Source organism: Duganella sp. sic0402 (genome assembly GCF_019219065.1).
Lineage (GTDB): Bacteria > Pseudomonadota > Gammaproteobacteria > Burkholderiales > Burkholderiaceae_D > Rugamonas.
This window is the reverse complement of the sequence record NZ_JAHUWK010000002.1, coordinates 237,266-253,128: the sequence shown is the minus strand read 5'-3', so window position 1 is coordinate 253,128 and position 15,863 is coordinate 237,266. Positions and strand designations below refer to the sequence as shown.

Below are 15,863 nucleotides of genomic sequence, written 5' to 3'. Positions count from 1 at the left end.
TTGAAACAACTATACAAATTCTGCGCCGCCGCCATGATGATCGGCGCGTGCAGCATGGTCGAAGCGGCGCCCGCCGCCAAGAGCGACTTCGTCACTGTCAAGAAAACCCATTTTGCACGCAAAGGCCAGGCCTACTATATCGCCGGCGCCAACTTCTGGTACGGCGGCTACCTGGGCGCTCCCAGCGGCGTGGGCGATCGCGCGCGCCTGCTGAAAGAGCTGGATAATATGAAGGCCATCGGCATCAACAACCTGCGCGTGCTGGCTGTCTCGGAAAAGACCGAGATGAAAAGCGCCGTCAGCCCGGCCACCACCAGCGCGCCAGGCCAGTACGACGAAAACCTGCTGGCCGGCCTGGACTTCCTGATGGCGGAAGTGGCCAAGCGCGACATGACCGTGGTGATCTACCTGAATAACTTCTGGCAGTGGTCGGGCGGGATGACGCAGTACCTGAACTGGTTTGAAGGCACGCCGGCACTGGACCCGAACGTGACCAAGGACTACGACACCTATATGCAAAAGACGGCGGGCTTCTATCGCAACGCCGCCGCGCAGGCCGAGTACCGCAATGTCATCGCCAGGATCGTCAAGCGCGTCAACACCATCACCGGCAAGCCGTACAGCGAGGACACGCACATCCTGTCCTGGCAGCTGGCAAATGAACCACGCCCAGGCAACGGCAAGGCCACGCCGGAAGAAAAGGCGGTCTACGTCAAGTGGATCGACGAGGCGGCGGCGTACATCCATAGCCTGGACAAGAACCACCTGGTCAGCACCGGCAGCGAAGGCCTGGCCGGTTCGGCGCACGATGCGCAACTGTTCCAGGACGCGCACCGCAGCAAGCATGTCGATTATCTGACCTATCACCTGTGGCCCAAGAACTGGGGCTGGTTCGACTCCAGCAACCCGGCCGGCAGCTGGGATAACGCCATCGGCAAGAGCCGCGACTATCTGAACTCCCACATCGAGCTGGCCAAAAAGCTGGGCAAGCCTATCGTGCTGGAAGAATTCGGACTGGATCGTGACGGCCCGTCGTTCAGCATCAAGGCCAGCACCACTATCCGCGACCGCTTCTATCGTGAAGTGTTCGACATCATCACCACCCGCGCACAGAAGGGCGATCCGATTGCCGGCTTCAATTTCTGGGCATGGGGCGGCATGGGCCGCGCGGCGAATGCGGACTACTGGTGGAAGCCGGGTAACGACTTTGTCGGCGATCCGCCGCAGGAAGAGCAGGGTCTGTATTCGGTGTTTGATTCCGACGTCAGCTCGCTGCTGCTGATCAAGGAGTATGCCGACAAACTGCACGGTATCAAATGATGAAGCGCCTGCTTCTGTTGCTGGCGCTGTTGATCAGCGCCCAAGCCCACGCCCAGAAATTTGCCGGGCTGGCCGATACGCCGCAGATGGGCTGGAACAGCTGGAACTCCTTCGGCTGCGACATCAACGAAAAGCTGATCCGCGACACGGCGGACGCCATGGTCAAGCTAGGCCTCAAGGACGCCGGCTACCAGTACGTCAATATCGACGATTGCTGGCATGGCAAGCGTGACAAGGATGGCTTCATTCACGCCGATCCCGGGCGCTTCCCGTCGGGCATCAAGGCGCTGGCGGATTATGTCCACAGCAAAGGCCTCAAGCTGGGCATCTATTCGGACGCCGGCGCCACCACCTGCGGCGGCAAGCCGGGCAGCCGTGGCCATGAGTACCAGGACGCCAAGACCTACGCCGACTGGGGCATCGACTACATCAAGTACGACTGGTGCGACACCAAAGGCCTGAGCGCCGTCGGCGCCTACACCACCATGCGCGATGCCATCCGCGCCGCTGGCCGGCCGATGTTGTTCAGCATGTGCGAGTGGGGCGACAACAAGCCGTGGGAATGGGCAAAGGACGTCGGCCACTCCTGGCGCACCAGCCCGGATATTTATCCGTGCTGGAACTGCGAGCTGAATCACGACGCCTTCTCGCGCCTCGGTGTGCTGCGCATCTTCGACCGCCAGGCGGGCTTGCGCAAGTACGCGGGACCAGGCCACTGGAACGATATGGACATGCTGGAAGTCGGCATGGGCATGACGGAAGACGAAGACCGCGCGCACTTTGCGATGTGGGCGATGATGGCGTCGCCGCTCATCCTCGGCAACGACCTGCGCAAGATTCCGCAGTCCACGCTGCGCATCCTGGAAAACAAGGACGTGATTGCGATCAATCAGGACAAGGCCGGCATCCAGGCGTGGAAGTTCTTCGACGATGGCAAGCTGGAATACTGGGCCAAGCCGCTGGCCAATAATGAATGGGCGCTGATGGTGCTGAATCGCGGCGAACAGGCGGCCAGCGTCAACTACGACTGGAAAGCACACTTTGTCAGCGATGAGCTGAGCAAGCGCGAAATCGACTTCAAGCTGGCGACCTACGACTGGCGCGACATCTGGGGCGGCAAGTCCGGCGACACCAGCAAGAAGCTGGAGGCCAAGGTGGCGCCGCACAGCGTGCTGCTGTTGCGCCTCAAGCCGCAGCCGCTGGACGGCGCCGCATGCAGCACTACGCCGGCTCCGCGCAAGCTGAGTTACCACTGGATGTCGCGCGCCCGCTGGCAGCAGATGTTTGAAGAGGATGTCGAAGTCGCCGACAAGGGTGGCGTCGATCTGCTGTTTGTTGGCGACTCGATCACCGAGGGCTGGAATGCGGATGTCTGGAAGCGCTCCTTCGGCCAATGGCGCACGGCCAACTTCGGCATCGGTGGCGACCACACCGGCAACGTGCTGTGGCGCTTGCAGAATGGGCACGCTGAAAAGCTGCACCCTAAAGCGGTGGTGCTGACCATCGGCGTCAACAACTTCAGCTTCTGCAATGCGACGCCGGCGCAGGCCTTCGATGGCGTCAAGCTGGTGGTGGCACAGTTGCGCAAGCTGTATCCGGATGCGCGCATCCTGCTCAACGCCATCCTGCCGCACGGCGAATCGCCGCAAAGCGTGGAGCGCAAGCGCGTGCTGGAACTGAACCGCATGGTCGCCAAGCTGAACGATGGCAAGCATGTGTTCTTCCACGATTATGGCCAGGCTTTCCTGCAGCAGGACGGCGTGATGTCGGCTGATGTGATGCCGGACTTCCTGCATCCGACGCCGTGGGGCTACCAGTTGTGGGCCGACGCCATGCTGCCGGATATCCGCAAGCTGATGGAGTGAGCGTGCGCCGTCTTCGCCTGCAACGCCGCATGCCAGCCGCACTCGCGGCGGCGGGCATGGCCGGCTGGCTGGCCGCCGCAGGCCAAGCCGGCGCGGTCACCATTCCAGCCGCCGATCCGCACGTTGCCCGCATGGGGCGCACACAGACGCAGGCGGATGGCGGTGTGCGTTTTAGCTATCCCGGCGTAAGCTTCCAGGTCAGCTTTGAAGGTACGCGCCTGATCGCCACCATGTACGCCAGCGGCAAGCAAAGCTATGTGGACGTGATTGTGGATGGCACCGCGCGCAAGCTGCGCTTGCAGGAAGGCCGCCAGACGCTGGTGCTGGCCGCCGGCCTGGCGCGCGGTGTGCACAGCGCCGAAATCGTCAACCGTTCCGAAACCTGGCAGGGCAGCGCAGCCTTGCTGGACCTGGACACCGACGGCGCATGGCGCGCGGCGCCGGCGCTAGCGGAACGCAAGCTGCTGTTGCTGGGGGATTCCGTCACCTGCGGCGCGGCGATAGACCGCGTGCCGGGTGAGGAGAACGGCGCCGCATCGGCCAATCCGCGCGCATCCTACGGCATGCTGCTGGCGCGGCAGCTCAACGCGCAGGTGCAACTGGTGTGCTATGGCGGTCGTGGCTTGATCCGCACCTGGGAAGGCAAGACCAATGAGCTGAACCTGGCCGGCTACTACGGCATGGCGCTGCCGATCCAGCCGGTAGCCGTGCCATGGGATCAGCGCGATTACCGGCCGGATGCGATCCTGGTTGCCATCGGCACCAACGATATGACCACCGGCATACCGGAGCGCGAGCAATATGTCGCTGCTTACGTGTCGCTGGTGCGCACGCTGCTGCGGGATCACCCGCAGGCGCAGCTGATGCTGACCGAGGGCGGCATACTCACCGGCGAAAAACAGGCTGCGCTGACAAGCTACATTCAGGAGACGATACGCCGCGTGGGCGATGCGCGCGTGCACGCCATTGCGTCCACCGGCTATCCGGGCGACGCCGCCAACGGGCATCCGACCCGCGCGCAGAACGTCAGCATCGCCAGCGACCTGCTGCCGCAGGTGCGCAAGCTTATGCGCTGGTAATCAGGTGGCCCAGCATGGGCGCCAGCAGCACCATCAGCACGCCGCTGAAGATCATGGTGAGGCTGGCGACTGCGCCTTCCTGCGGACCAATCGAGCGCGCCTTGCTCAAGCCGAAACCGTGTGCCGCCGCTCCATAGGGTGCGCCGCGCGCAATGCGCATGCGCAGCGGCAGCCGCGCCAATAGCACCTGGCCAAGCAGGATGCCGAACAGGCCGGTGATGATGACGAAAACGCCGGTTAACTGTGCAGAGCCGCCCAGGTGGCGCGTGGCTTCCAGTGCGAATGGCGTGGACACCGAGCGCGCCAGCAGGCTTTGCGCCACGCTGCCGTGCAGGTCCAGCAAACGGTCCAGCAGCAGCGTGCTGCCCAGCGAGGCGGCGATGCCGGCCACGCTGCCCAGCGTCAGCGCCAGCCAGTGCTGTTTCACCAAATCGCGATATTGATAGATCGGCAGCGCAAACGCCACCGTGGCGGGGCCGAGCAGCCATGACAGCCAGCGCGTATCGCCAAAGTAGACTGGGAACGGCGTGGACGACAGCTGCACCACCGCGATCAGTACCGCCGAGGTGGCGATGGCGGGCGTCAGCCACAGGCGCGGATAGCGCTTGTGCAAAGCCTGATTCGCGTAGAACAGGCCCAGTGTCAGCAGTAGAAACAGCAGCGGTTTCATGCGGCGCGCTCCGCGCGCAGACGGCGCAGCTTGCGGCCGCGCTCAAAGCGGCACACCCATTCGACGGTGAACGCGGTCGCCAGCATCACGCAGGTGAAGCCGATGCCGATGGCGGCGAACAGCCGCAAGCCATCCTGTTTCAGCAAGCCGGTGAACTGCACCACCGACACCACCAGCGGGATAAAGAACAGCAGCATATTGGACAGTAGCCAGTCCGCGCCATGCTCGATGGCGCTAGGCCGCAGCAGGCCGCTTTGCAGCAGCGCGACCATGATGATCAGGCCGACCACGCCGCCGGAGAAGGGCAGTCCGGCCCAGGCTGACAGGCGGTCAGCGGCATACCACGCCGCGATCAGGCCAAGCACCTGCGCCAATGTGTAGAGAATGCGTTTCATCGTGCCATTCTAGGTGGCGCGGAATAAAAGATAAAATGAATTAAAATTATAAAAATCATTCTATATTGGAATAGTGTATGGATATCCGCGCGCTGCGCTATTTCGTCGCGGTCGTCGATCAGCAGAGCTTCAGCCGCGCGGCCGAGGCGCTGCACGTCACCCAGCCCACGGTCAGCAAGATGGTGCAGCAGCTGGAGCAGTCGCTCGACCTGACACTGCTGGAACGCGTCGGCAAACGCTTCACGCTGACCGACGCCGGCAACGTGGTGCTGCAACGCGGCCGCGCGCTGCTGGCAATGCATGCGGAGATGAGTGTGGAACTGGCGGACTTGCAGCAACTGCGGCGCGGCGACTTGCGCATCGGCGTGACCCAGCAGGCGCACGCGCCGCTGGCGCCGCTGCTGGCGGCCTATCACAAGCGCTATCCGCAGATCGAACTCAAGCTGTTTGAAGGCGGCTCGCAGGGCATAGAAGCGGACCTGCGCAGCGGCGCGCTGGAGCTGGGCACGATGCTGCACTACCCCTCCAACGCGGCCGCATGGCGGGACTTCGATTCTTTGCCGTTGCTGACATCGCCGATGTGTCTGTTGGCGCCGGCCGACTCGCCCTGGCGCGGCCGGCGCGGTGTCGCGCTGCGCGAACTGGCTGATTGCGCCTTCATTTTCTATGGCGAGGGTTTTGCGTTGAATGAGGTGATCGCCGACGCCTGCCTGCGCGCCGGCTTTACGCCGCGCATCAGCAGCCGTAGCGGCCAATGGGATTTCGTCGCTTCGCTGGTACGGCTGGGCGTGGGCATAACGCTGCTGCCAAAGGTGTTCTGCGATACGCTGGAGAAGGGGAGATTCACCGTGGTCCGCTTGCAGGAGCCGGCGCTGGACTGGAAGCTGATGCTGGCCTGGCGGCGTGGCGGACATCTGTCCTTTGCTGCCCGTGCCTGGCTGGATCTGGTGCGCAGCAAGGCCGCCTAGCGTGCGCAATCTTCAAATCTTGATGCGGTAAAGCCCAGGATGTGGCAATCTGATCATCTTTAAGCATGCTGACTAAAACATGAAGAGATACCACCACCTTGCTGCGTGCATACTGGCCCTGAGCGCGCTGATTTCTTCCGCCCACGCAGCACAGCAGGAAGCATTGAAGATGCGCTGGGAAGTGCTGAACAATGATGTGAGCAAGCCTGAAGCCCACACCAGGGCACGGCTGAGCGTGACGGCGCTGCGCGGCCATGCGCTGCCGGCGCAGGGGTGGTCGCTCTACTTCAATATCGCTTACGGCGTGGTCACCGGCCCGCTGGACGGAAACCTGATGATCGAACAGGTCGGCGGCGGCATGTACCGCGTGCGGCCCACCACAGGCTTCAAGGGGCTGAAAGCGGGTAGCACGCTACATGTCGATTACGATTACACAGGCCTGCTGATCAAGATGGAGCGGGCGCCGGCCGGGCCTTACCTGGTCTACGACGCCACCCCGGACGTGGGGCACGCCGTCAGCGACTACCAGATCGTGCTGCCGACCCGCGCGACTCAGCTGCAACGTCCGCAAGACCGGCACGCCTTGGTCACGCCGCAGGACACCTATCGCCGCAACGCGCAGGCGGCGCTGCTGCCGGCCGCCGCGCTGCCGCCGGTGTTCCCGACGCCGCTGGCATTGAAGATGGGCGCGGGCAGGGTGCAGCTGGTGCGCGCGCCGCAGGTGATTTCCGGCCCCGGCCTGAAATACGAAACTGCGTTTGCCCGTGCGCTGTTCGCGCGCTATCTGCCGCAGGGCGATACATCGCACGCGCCGCTGCCGCTGCGCTTGCGCATCGGCGCCGTGGACGCGCAGCAGTCGCCGGAAGCGTATGAGCTGAGCATCAGCGGCGACGACGGCATCAATATCACCGGCAACACGGCGGCCGGCGTGGCGCGCGGCCTGCAATCGCTGCACGACCTGCTGCCGCTGCCATCGCCAGGCGCAACGCAGATCGAACTGCAGGAGCTGGAGGTGATCGATGCGCCGCGCTTTGCCTACCGAGGCTTCCAGCTGGACGTGGCGCGCAACTTCCAGCCCAAGGAAGTGGTGCTGAAGACGCTGGACCTGATGGCCACCTACAAATTGAACAAGCTGCACTTCCACATCACCGACGACGAGGGCTGGCGGCTGGAAATCCCCGGCCTGCCGGAGCTGACCAGCATCGGCGCGGTGCGCGGGCATAGCGCGAAAGCGGGCGTGCGCCTGCCGCCGGCCTATGGTTCCGGCCCGCGTGCGGATGACCCGCACGGCAGTGGCTACTACACCCGCGCCGACTATATCGAAATCCTGCGCTACGCGGCCGCGCGCCATATCGAGGTGATCCCGGAGATCGAGATGCCGGGCCATGCGCGCGCCGCCGTCAAGGCCATGGAGGCGCGCTATCACCGCATGCAGGCGGCCGGCGAATCCGGCGCGGCACAATACCTGCTCAGCGATTTCAACGACCGTTCGGTGTATCGCTCGCCGCAGGAGTACAACGACCACGTCATCAACCCCGGCCTGGAATCCAGCTACGCCTTCATCGACCACGTGGTCGGGGAGATCGCCGCGCTGCACCGCGAGGCTGGCGCACCGCTGAAGACCATGCACGTCGGTGGCGACGAGCTGCCGCATGGCGCGTGGGAAAAGTCGCCGCTGGCGCAGGCGCTGATGCAGCGCGAGAAGCTGGCCGGCGTGGCCGACCTGTGGGACTACTTCTACCACCGCGTGGATGGCATCGTGCGCAAGCACGGCATGTATGCCTCGGGCTGGGAGGAGCTGGGCGCGCGCCGCTCAACGCAGGAGGGCGCACAGCAGCTGCCGAATCCGCGCTTCACGCAGCGTGGTTTCAGCCTGTATGTGTGGAATAACACGCCGGGCAACGAGGACTTTGCCTACCGTCTGGCCAATGCCGGCTATGACATCGTGCTGGCGCCGGTGACCAATATGTACCTGGACATGGCCGCCAACGGCAATCCGGAGGAGCCGGGTGTCAACTGGGGCGCTTACCTGGAGCTGGATACGGTGTACGGCTTCAAGCCCTTGGGCGCGCAGCTGACAGAGGCAGGGCGCCAGCATATCCGTGGGCTGGAGGCGACGCTGTTTTCTGAAACCATCCGCAACAGCGCCCAGCTCGATTACCTGATGATGCCGCGCCTGCTGGCGCTGGCTGAACGCGCCTGGGCGCCGGACCCGGCCTGGGCGCAGGCGGTCGACTCTACCCAGGCGGCCGCCCTGCAGCGCAGCGCCTGGTCGGGCTTCGTCAACACGCTGGGCCAGCGGGTGCTGCCGCGCCTCGACCTGGAGCGCGGCGACGTGGCATACCGGATCGCCCCGCCAGGCCTGCTGCTGGAGGGCGGCAAGGTGCTGGTCAACCATGTGCTGCCCGGACTGACGCTGCGCTACACCACCGACGGCAGCACGCCGACCGCGCGCAGCAAGCCGGTCACCGGGCCGATCGCCGCCAAGGGCAGCATTTCTGCCGCCGCCTTCGACCGCACAGGCCGCGCCGGGCTGGTGGCGCGCATCGTCAACCGCTAGTTCCTGCGGTTTTCACCGTCCAATCCCCGTTTTGTGCAGTTTGTCGCAATTCGGGGATGCCTGCCCGCGCGCGCGGGATATGATGGCCATATCAACATCAGAGGATATGATATGAAGAAGCTTTTCCAGTTCGGCTTGCTGTTTGCCGCGTTTTGCGCCCTGTTTGGCCGTGCCGACGCCGCCGACGACAGCAGCGAAACGCGCGTGATTCCGATTGATGCGCGGGTGGTGCGGGTCAAGATCGACGGCGTTATCGACCTCAAGCTGCGCCAGGGCGATACCCCGACGCTGAAAATCATCGGCGAAAAGCGCTACCTGGACAAGCTGACCGCGTCGCAGTCGGGCGACACCCTGCATCTGGATACCGAAGGGCGCGGCATCAAGGTCGGGCGCACCCGCGCCGAGCTGATCCTGCCGAAGTTGCGGGAAGTGGTGGCCGAGGGCGTCGGCCAGACCGAAATCAACGGCTTTAGCGGCGACCAGCTGGAGCTAACCATGGATGGCGCCGGCAGCATGAAGGTCGTGTGCGACTACAAGGTGCTGAAAGCCAATCTGGGCGGCGTCGGCAGCATGAATCTGTGGCTGAGCGAAAACGACGAGGCGGACCTGGACCTGCGCGGCGCCGGCTACATCACGCTGGGCGGGCGCAGCAAGCTGCTCAAGGCGAATCTGGGCGGGGTAGGCGGGCTGAACGCGCAGCAGTTCCAGGCGGAGTCGGTCAATGTCGACCTGAGCGGCCTGGGCAACGCCACCGTCACCGCCAAAACCAATGCGACGCTGAACCTCAGCGGCCTGGGATCGGTCATTGTCTATGGCAAACCGTTGAACCGCAACGTCTCGGTGGACGGCCTGGGCAAGGTCAGCTGGAAGTAAACACATCTATACATATAACGCGATATGAAAAAATTCATACTAGCGATCGTCATCGCACTCGGCTGGCAGCAAGCCGCGATGGCAGGATTCGCCGAAGGGGCGACCGCGTACAACAGCAAGAATTACGCGGTGGCGTTGAAAGAGATACGGCCGCTGGCGCAAGCCGGCAATGCGGATGCACAGCACTTGCTGGGACTGATGTATTACATGGGCCGTGGCGTGCCGCAGGATTACAAGACGGCGCTGGAGTGGCACCGCAAGGCGGCGCTGAAGGGCAAGGCGGACGCGCAGTATGTGGTGGGCGCGATGTATTACACGGGCAATGCGGTGATACAGGACCACAAGCAGGCGGTGTCGTGGTTCCGCAAGGCGGCCGAGCAGGGGCATGGCCAGGCACAGCAGGTGCTCGGGCTGATGTACCGCTATCACATGGGCGGCGTGCCGCAGGATAATGTGATTGCCTATATGTTATGGAATCTGGCGGCAGCGAACGGCTCGGTGAATGCGGCCGAGCAGCGGTCGGCGGTGGTCAAGATCATGACCCAGGAGCAGGTTGAGGAAGGGCAGGCGCTGTCGTCGGCCTGGCGGCCCAACACGCCGCTGCCGCAGAAGTCGCGGACTGGCGGTGGCTGACCCCCAAGGCGGCAACGGGGCAGCCACCGCAGCTTGGCGCCGCGCGGGGTAAAATCGTGCTTTCCCTGAAAGGCACCCTATGCGCGCGATCGAAATCACCCAACCCGGCCCGGCCGATGTCCTGAAACTGTGTGAACGCCCGATGCCGGTGGTGAAGTCCGGCGAGGTGCTGATCAAGGTGCACGCGGCCGGCGTCAACCGCCCGGACGTGTTCCAGCGCACCGGCAATTACGCGCCGCCGCCGGGCGCCTCCGACATCCCCGGCCTGGAAGTGGCAGGCGAAATCGTTGATGGCGACCTCGACTACACCACCCTCGATATCGGCGATCACGTTTGCGCTTTGGTGCAGGGCGGCGGCTATGCCGAGTATGTTGTTGCTCCGATACAGCAGGTTTTACCGGTGCCGAAAGGCTGGTCGATGCTCGAAGCGGCGACCATTCCGGAAAATTACTTCACAGTCTGGAGCAACGTTTTTGACCGCGCCAATCTGAGCGCTGGCGAGACGTTATTGGTGCAGGGCGGCAGCTCCGGCATCGGCGTGACGGCGATCCAATTGGCCTCGGCGATGGGCCACCGGGTGTTCGCCACCGCCGGTTCGGACGACAAGGTCGCGGCCTGCGTTCAGCTCGGCGCCGAGCGCGGCATCAACTACAAAACCGAGGACTTCGCGGCGGTGGTCAAGTCGCTGACCAACGACCGGGGCGTCGACGTGATTCTGGACATGGTGGCCGGAGACTACCTGCCACGCGAGGTTTCCTGCCTGGCCGACGATGGCCGCATCGCCATCATCGCCACGCTGGGCGGCGGCAAATCGACGCTGGACATGGGCCAGGTGCTGCGCCGCCGCCTGACCGTGACCGGCTCCACGCTGCGTCCCCGTTCGGCCGAATTCAAGGGAGCGATCGCCAAAAAACTCAAGGAAAAAGTCTGGCCGATGATGGCCGAGCGCAAACTCAAGCCGGTGATCCATACCGTCTTCCCGCTGGAGCAGGCCGCCGCCGCGCATGCGCTGATGGAAAGCAGCAGCCATGTGGGAAAAATCATGTTGCAGGTGATTTGAGCGGCATTTCGTTGTAAAATGCGTAGTAAATTTACGGTTTTGGACAGCCGGGGAATCGCTTTGCCTGTTTGACCGTGCCTTTTTGGGCGCGGTACAATGGCGGGTTATTAACCTTTGGGCTTGCTATGCGTCAGAAACTCGTGATCGGCAACTGGAAAATGAATGGCAACCGCGCCAGCAATACGGCACTGTTGTCGGGGATAGTCGCCGGCTTGAACGACTTTGGCGCCGATTGCGCGGTGTGCGTGCCCGCGCCTTACCTGGCTCAGTGCCAGGCCGAGCTGGCAGGCACCCCGGTGCGCTGGGGCGCGCAGGATGTATCGATCCACGCCGGCGGCGCTTATACCGGCGAGGTGTCGGCGGCGATGCTGCAGGACTTCGGTTCGACTTACGTGCTGTGCGGGCACTCCGAGCGCCGCGCTTATCACCACGAAAGCAACGAATTGGTGGCGCAAAAAACCGCGGTAGCGTTGGCGGCGGGCCTGACTCCTGTAGTATGTGTAGGTGAGTCGCTGGAGCAGCGCGAAGCAGGGCAGACTGAGCAGGTGATTTGCGCCCAGTTGCAAGCAGTGCTGGAGGCAATAGCGCCGCAGCAGATTGCGGACCTGGTGCTGGCCTACGAGCCGGTGTGGGCGATAGGTACTGGCAAGACTGCCACGCCGCAGATTGCGCAGGATGCGCATCGCCTGCTGCGCGCCTGCCTGGCGCAACGGCACGCCGAAGCGGCGGCAGGGGTGAAGATACTCTACGGTGGCAGTATGAAGCCGGAGAATGCAAAAGAATTGATGGCGCAGCCGGATATTGACGGCGGCCTGATTGGCGGCGCTGCTTTAAAGTCGAGTGATTTTCTCGGGATTATCCAGGCTGTTTAAGTAGTAGAAACAAAACGATACAAAACTTTTAATTTGGAATGGAATAACATGAGCAGCTTTTTCAATCTGGTTATCGTAGTGCAGGTGATTTCGGCCATCGCCATTATCGGCCTGGTGTTGCTGCAGCACGGTAAGGGCGCCGACATGGGCGCAGCCTTCGGCTCCGGCGCTTCCGGCAGCCTGTTCGGCGCAACCGGTTCCTCCAACTTCATGTCGAAATCGACCGGCGTTGCGGCGCTGATCTTCTTTGTCGCCACGCTGGCGCTGTCCTATATCACCACCCACCAGGCGAACAACGTCAGCGGCGGTGTGATGGATCGCGTGCAAGCCACCGTGCCTGCAACGCCTGCTGCCCCGGCAGCCGCACCTGCAAGCGCACCGGCTGCACCAGCCGCTTCGGCCCCAGTTGCCCCAGCGCCTGCAAACTCGATTCCAAAGTAATATAATCTCCGTAGTAATTTAGTGTCGTTGATAATTTTTTAAGTTGTTTGCTCATAGTTTTAGCAGTATCTTTGTGAGCAGAAAAAATAGTTAAAGATTTATTGATTTTTCCTTGTTTTGACGCAATACGGGATTAACAACCGCGTGAAAACGAAGTAAAATAACGGCCTTATGCCGACGTGGTGAAATTGGTAGACACGCTATCTTGAGGGGGTAGTGGCGCAAGCTGTACGAGTTCGAGTCTCGTCGTCGGCACCAGAATATAGGCCAGCAAGGGTGGTACCAAGCTGGCTTTTTTTACGAGGATGTGTCGTTCGATCCTGGTCTGAGCAGTTTTACGATTGGGGCGAACGTTAAGCGCACCGCAGAATACCGCGATGTGTCCTTTAAACTGATCGTTCAACATAAGCTCTTCAATCGTGAACCTCGAAAATTATCTCCCCGTCCTGTTGTTCATCCTCGTCGGTCTCGGCGTAGGTATTGCTCCCCAAGTGCTGGGCCATCTGCTGGGTCCGAAACGCCCTGATGCAGCCAAGCTGTCCCCGTATGAATGCGGCTTCGAAGCTTTCGAAGACGCGCGCATGAAATTCGACGTGCGTTACTACCTCGTCGCGATTCTCTTTATTTTGTTCGATCTGGAAACGGCATTCTTCTTCCCATGGGGCGTATCCATGCGCGAACTGGGCTGGCAAGGCTTCATCACGATGATGGTCTTCATCGCTGAATTCGTGGTCGGTTTTTGGTATATCTGGAAGAAAGGTGCCCTTGATTGGGAATAAGCCATGGCTATTGAAGGCGTATTAAACGAAGGTTTCATCACCACCTCGGCCGACAAGCTGATCAACTGGGCGCGTACGGGTTCGATGTTCCCGATGACGTTCGGTCTGGCCTGCTGCGCGGTCGAAATGATGCACGTGGGCGCGGCCCGTTACGACATGGACCGCTTCGGCGTGGTGTTCCGTCCATCGCCGCGTCAATCCGACGTGATGATCGTGGCCGGCACGCTGTGCAACAAGATGGCCCCGGCACTGCGCAAGGTCTACGACCAGATGCCGGAGCCACGCTGGGTCATCTCGATGGGTTCCTGCGCCAACGGCGGCGGCTACTATCACTACTCTTACTCCGTCGTGCGCGGCTGCGATCGCATCGTGCCGGTCGACGTGTACGTGCCGGGCTGTCCGCCCACTGCTGAGGCCCTGCTGTACGGCATCATGCAGTTGCAGAACAAGATCAAGCGCACCAACACGATCGCACGCTAACGGGGGCGCTACACAATATGACTACTCATCTGGAAAAACTCCAAACCGCCCTCGGCACTGCCCTGGGCGACCGCGTTTCTACGGTCGTTGCGCTGGGCGAGATCACGCTGACCGTCAAGGCCGCTGATTACTACGCCGTGATGCAGACGCTGCGCGACGACGCCACGCTGGGCTTCGACACCGCCATCGACCTGTGCGGCGTCGATTACCTGAACTATGGCGACGGCGCCTGGGACGGCCTGCGTTTCGCCGCTGTCATCCATCTGCTGTCGGTCAAGCACAACTGGCGCGTCCGTGTACGCGCTTTCTGCGCTGACGACGAGATGCCGCTGCTGCCGTCGCTGACCCCGCTGTGGCGTTCGCTGAACTGGTACGAACGCGAAGCCTTCGACATGTTCGGCATCCTGTTCGAGAACCACAACGACCTGCGCCGCATCCTGACCGACTACGGCTTCATCGGCCACCCGTTCCGCAAGGACTTCCCGGTCTCGGGTTACGTGGAGATGACCTACGACGCCGCACAGAAGCGCGTGGTCTACCAGCCGGTCACCATCGAGCCGCGTGAAAACGTGCCGCGCGTGATCCGCGAAGAAACCTACGGGAAGTAAGAACATGGCAGAAATTAAGAACTACACCCTGAACTTTGGCCCGCAACACCCGGCCGCGCACGGCGTGCTGCGCCTGGTGCTGGAACTGGACGGCGAAGTGATCCAGCGCGCCGACCCGCACATCGGCCTGCTGCACCGCGGCACCGAGAAGCTGGCCGAGCAGAAGACCTATCTGCAGTCGGTTCCGTATATGGACCGCCTGGACTACGTGTCGATGATGTGCAACGAGCACGCCTACGTCATGGCCATCGAAAAGATGCTGGGCCTGGAAGTGCCGCTGCGCGCGCAATACATCCGCGTGATGTTCGACGAGATCACCCGCATCCTGAATCACCTGATGTGGCTGGGCGCGCACGCGCTGGACGTTGGCGCCATGGGCCCGTTCCTGTACTGCTTCCGCGACCGCGAAGACCTGTTCGACTGCTACGAAGCGGTATCGGGCGCGCGCATGCACGCGGCTTACTACCGTCCGGGCGGCGTGTACCGCGACCTGCCGGATGCCATGCCGCAGCACAAGCCATCGATCATCCGTTCGGCAAAAGCCATCGACAACCTGAACAAGGACCGTCAGGGCTCGATGCTGGACTTCATCGAAGCCTTCACCGCGCGCTTCCCGACCTATGTCGACGAATACGAAACCCTGCTGACCGATAACCGTATCTGGAAACAGCGTACCGTCGGCATCGGCGTGGTCTCGCCGGAAGACGCAAAAGCCATGGGCTTCACCGGCGCCATGCTGCGCGGCTCGGGCGTGCAGTGGGATCTGCGCAAGCATCAGCCGTACGAAGTGTATGACCTGATGGACTTCGACGTGCCGATCGGCACCAACGGCGACTGCTATGACCGCTACCTGGTACGCGTGGAAGAACTGCGCCAGTCGAACAAGATCATCAAGCAGTGCGTTGAATGGCTGCGCAACAACCCAGGTCCCGTCATGACCAGCAACCGTAAAGTTGCGCCACCAGGCCGCGTGGACATGAAGACCAATATGGAATCGCTGATCCACCACTTCAAGCTGTTCACCGAAGGTTTCCACGTGCCGCCAGGCGAAGCGTACAGCGCTGTGGAACACCCGAAAGGCGAGTTCGGTGTCTACATTGTGTCGGACGGCGCCAACAAGCCATACCGCGTGAAACTGCGCGCTCCAGACTATGCACACCTGCAGTCGCTGGATGAAATGGCGCGTGGCCACATGATTGCCGACGCCGTCACCATTATTGGTACGCAGGACATCGTGTTCGGCAGTATTGACCGCTAAGT

At 62.4% G+C, this 15,863-nt stretch carries 16 protein-coding genes and 1 tRNA gene; 15 read left to right on the top strand and 2 right to left on the bottom strand.

Annotated features, from left to right (window positions below; translation table 11 throughout):
• The 3 genes from KW842_RS06720 to axe2C are packed head-to-tail and all read left to right on the top strand — an operon-like array spanning position 1 to position 4,264.
• Entirely contained in the window at positions 1-1,320 is a 1,320-nt protein-coding gene (locus KW842_RS06720; protein WP_229223541.1) for a cellulase family glycosylhydrolase, read from the top strand.
• The gene (locus KW842_RS06715) at positions 1,317-3,185 is read left to right on the top strand and encodes a GDSL-type esterase/lipase family protein (protein WP_218303323.1); all 1,869 of its coding nucleotides are present in this window, start codon (positions 1,317-1,319) and stop codon (positions 3,183-3,185) included. Before KW842_RS06720 ends, KW842_RS06715 begins: the two co-directional genes overlap by 4 nt.
• A gap of 2 nt (positions 3,186-3,187) precedes the next feature.
• Entirely contained in the window at positions 3,188-4,264 is a 1,077-nt protein-coding gene (axe2C, locus tag KW842_RS06710; RefSeq protein ID WP_218303322.1) for a bifunctional acetylxylan esterase/glucomannan deacetylase AxeC2, read from the top strand.
• On the opposite strand, the gene KW842_RS06705 is transcribed toward axe2C, so the two are convergent.
• Both KW842_RS06705 and KW842_RS06700 read right to left on the bottom strand, forming a co-directional pair.
• On the bottom strand, positions 4,251-4,934 hold the full coding sequence (locus tag KW842_RS06705) for an LrgB family protein (RefSeq protein ID WP_218303321.1): 684 nt from the start codon (positions 4,932-4,934) through the stop codon (positions 4,251-4,253). The two genes, axe2C and KW842_RS06705, sit on opposite strands and share 14 nt — an antisense overlap.
• The gene (locus tag KW842_RS06700) at positions 4,931-5,329 is read right to left on the bottom strand and encodes a CidA/LrgA family protein (RefSeq protein ID WP_218303320.1); all 399 of its coding nucleotides are present in this window, start codon (positions 5,327-5,329) and stop codon (positions 4,931-4,933) included. The genes KW842_RS06705 and KW842_RS06700 overlap by 4 nt, the downstream gene beginning before the upstream one ends.
• Positions 5,330-5,406: 77 nt before the next feature.
• Here KW842_RS06700 and KW842_RS06695 point away from each other — a divergent pair, with 77 nt between their 5' ends.
• The 12 genes from KW842_RS06695 (at position 5,407) to KW842_RS06640 (ending at position 15,861) form a co-directional block, all read left to right on the top strand.
• On the top strand, positions 5,407-6,297 hold the full coding sequence (locus KW842_RS06695) for a LysR substrate-binding domain-containing protein (RefSeq protein WP_218303319.1): 891 nt from the start codon (positions 5,407-5,409) through the stop codon (positions 6,295-6,297).
• Positions 6,298-6,376: 79 nt separating this feature from the next.
• Positions 6,377-8,857, top strand: coding sequence for a family 20 glycosylhydrolase (locus KW842_RS06690; RefSeq protein ID WP_218303318.1), 2,481 nt, complete (start codon positions 6,377-6,379; stop codon positions 8,855-8,857).
• A 111-nt stretch (positions 8,858-8,968) separates the two neighbouring features.
• Positions 8,969-9,730, top strand: coding sequence for a GIN domain-containing protein (locus tag KW842_RS06685; protein ID WP_218303317.1), 762 nt, complete (start codon positions 8,969-8,971; stop codon positions 9,728-9,730).
• Positions 9,731-9,754: 24 nt separating this feature from the next.
• A complete protein-coding gene (locus tag KW842_RS06680; protein WP_218303316.1) occupies positions 9,755-10,363 on the top strand; it encodes a tetratricopeptide repeat protein in 609 nt (202 codons plus the stop codon).
• A 79-nt stretch (positions 10,364-10,442) separates the two neighbouring features.
• Positions 10,443-11,423, top strand: coding sequence for an NAD(P)H-quinone oxidoreductase (locus KW842_RS06675; protein ID WP_090177109.1), 981 nt, complete (start codon positions 10,443-10,445; stop codon positions 11,421-11,423).
• 125 nt (positions 11,424-11,548) lie between these two features.
• Positions 11,549-12,295, top strand: coding sequence for a triose-phosphate isomerase (gene tpiA / locus KW842_RS06670; protein ID WP_218303315.1), 747 nt, complete (start codon positions 11,549-11,551; stop codon positions 12,293-12,295).
• A gap of 48 nt (positions 12,296-12,343) precedes the next feature.
• On the top strand, positions 12,344-12,736 hold the full coding sequence (secG, locus tag KW842_RS06665; RefSeq protein ID WP_218303314.1) for a preprotein translocase subunit SecG: 393 nt from the start codon (positions 12,344-12,346) through the stop codon (positions 12,734-12,736).
• Positions 12,737-12,909: 173 nt separating this feature from the next.
• Positions 12,910-12,994: transfer RNA gene (locus KW842_RS06660), tRNA-Leu, on the top strand.
• A 161-nt stretch (positions 12,995-13,155) separates the two neighbouring features.
• A complete protein-coding gene (locus KW842_RS06655; protein WP_218303313.1) occupies positions 13,156-13,515 on the top strand; it encodes an NADH-quinone oxidoreductase subunit A in 360 nt (119 codons plus the stop codon).
• Positions 13,516-13,518: 3 nt separating this feature from the next.
• Positions 13,519-13,995 carry an NADH-quinone oxidoreductase subunit B family protein gene (locus KW842_RS06650; RefSeq protein WP_008450353.1) on the top strand — a complete coding sequence of 159 codons (477 nt, stop codon included), beginning with the start codon at positions 13,519-13,521 and terminating at the stop codon, positions 13,993-13,995.
• 17 nt (positions 13,996-14,012) lie between these two features.
• Complete coding sequence (locus tag KW842_RS06645) at positions 14,013-14,603, top strand: NADH-quinone oxidoreductase subunit C (RefSeq protein ID WP_218303312.1); 591 nt, start codon at positions 14,013-14,015, stop codon at positions 14,601-14,603.
• 4 nt (positions 14,604-14,607) lie between these two features.
• Positions 14,608-15,861, top strand: a complete 1,254-nt coding sequence (locus KW842_RS06640; RefSeq protein ID WP_218303311.1) for an NADH-quinone oxidoreductase subunit D — start codon at positions 14,608-14,610, stop codon at positions 15,859-15,861.
• Positions 15,862-15,863 lie beyond the last annotated feature (2 nt).

Coding starts and splice junctions, on each gene's coding strand:
- KW842_RS06715 (WP_218303323.1), top strand. CDS start 1,317: ATGATGAAGCGCCTGCTTCTGTTGCTGGCGCTGTTGATCAGCGCCCAA.
- KW842_RS06705 (WP_218303321.1), bottom strand. CDS start 4,934: ATGAAACCGCTGCTGTTTCTACTGCTGACACTGGGCCTGTTCTACGCG.
- KW842_RS06700 (WP_218303320.1), bottom strand. CDS start 5,329: ATGAAACGCATTCTCTACACATTGGCGCAGGTGCTTGGCCTGATCGCG.
- KW842_RS06695 (WP_218303319.1), top strand. CDS start 5,407: ATGGATATCCGCGCGCTGCGCTATTTCGTCGCGGTCGTCGATCAGCAG.
- KW842_RS06690 (WP_218303318.1), top strand. CDS start 6,377: ATGAAGAGATACCACCACCTTGCTGCGTGCATACTGGCCCTGAGCGCG.
- KW842_RS06685 (WP_218303317.1), top strand. CDS start 8,969: ATGAAGAAGCTTTTCCAGTTCGGCTTGCTGTTTGCCGCGTTTTGCGCC.
- KW842_RS06680 (WP_218303316.1), top strand. CDS start 9,755: ATGAAAAAATTCATACTAGCGATCGTCATCGCACTCGGCTGGCAGCAA.
- KW842_RS06675 (WP_090177109.1), top strand. CDS start 10,443: ATGCGCGCGATCGAAATCACCCAACCCGGCCCGGCCGATGTCCTGAAA.
- tpiA (WP_218303315.1), top strand. CDS start 11,549: ATGCGTCAGAAACTCGTGATCGGCAACTGGAAAATGAATGGCAACCGC.
- secG (WP_218303314.1), top strand. CDS start 12,344: ATGAGCAGCTTTTTCAATCTGGTTATCGTAGTGCAGGTGATTTCGGCC.
- KW842_RS06650 (WP_008450353.1), top strand. CDS start 13,519: ATGGCTATTGAAGGCGTATTAAACGAAGGTTTCATCACCACCTCGGCC.
- KW842_RS06645 (WP_218303312.1), top strand. CDS start 14,013: ATGACTACTCATCTGGAAAAACTCCAAACCGCCCTCGGCACTGCCCTG.
- KW842_RS06640 (WP_218303311.1), top strand. CDS start 14,608: ATGGCAGAAATTAAGAACTACACCCTGAACTTTGGCCCGCAACACCCG.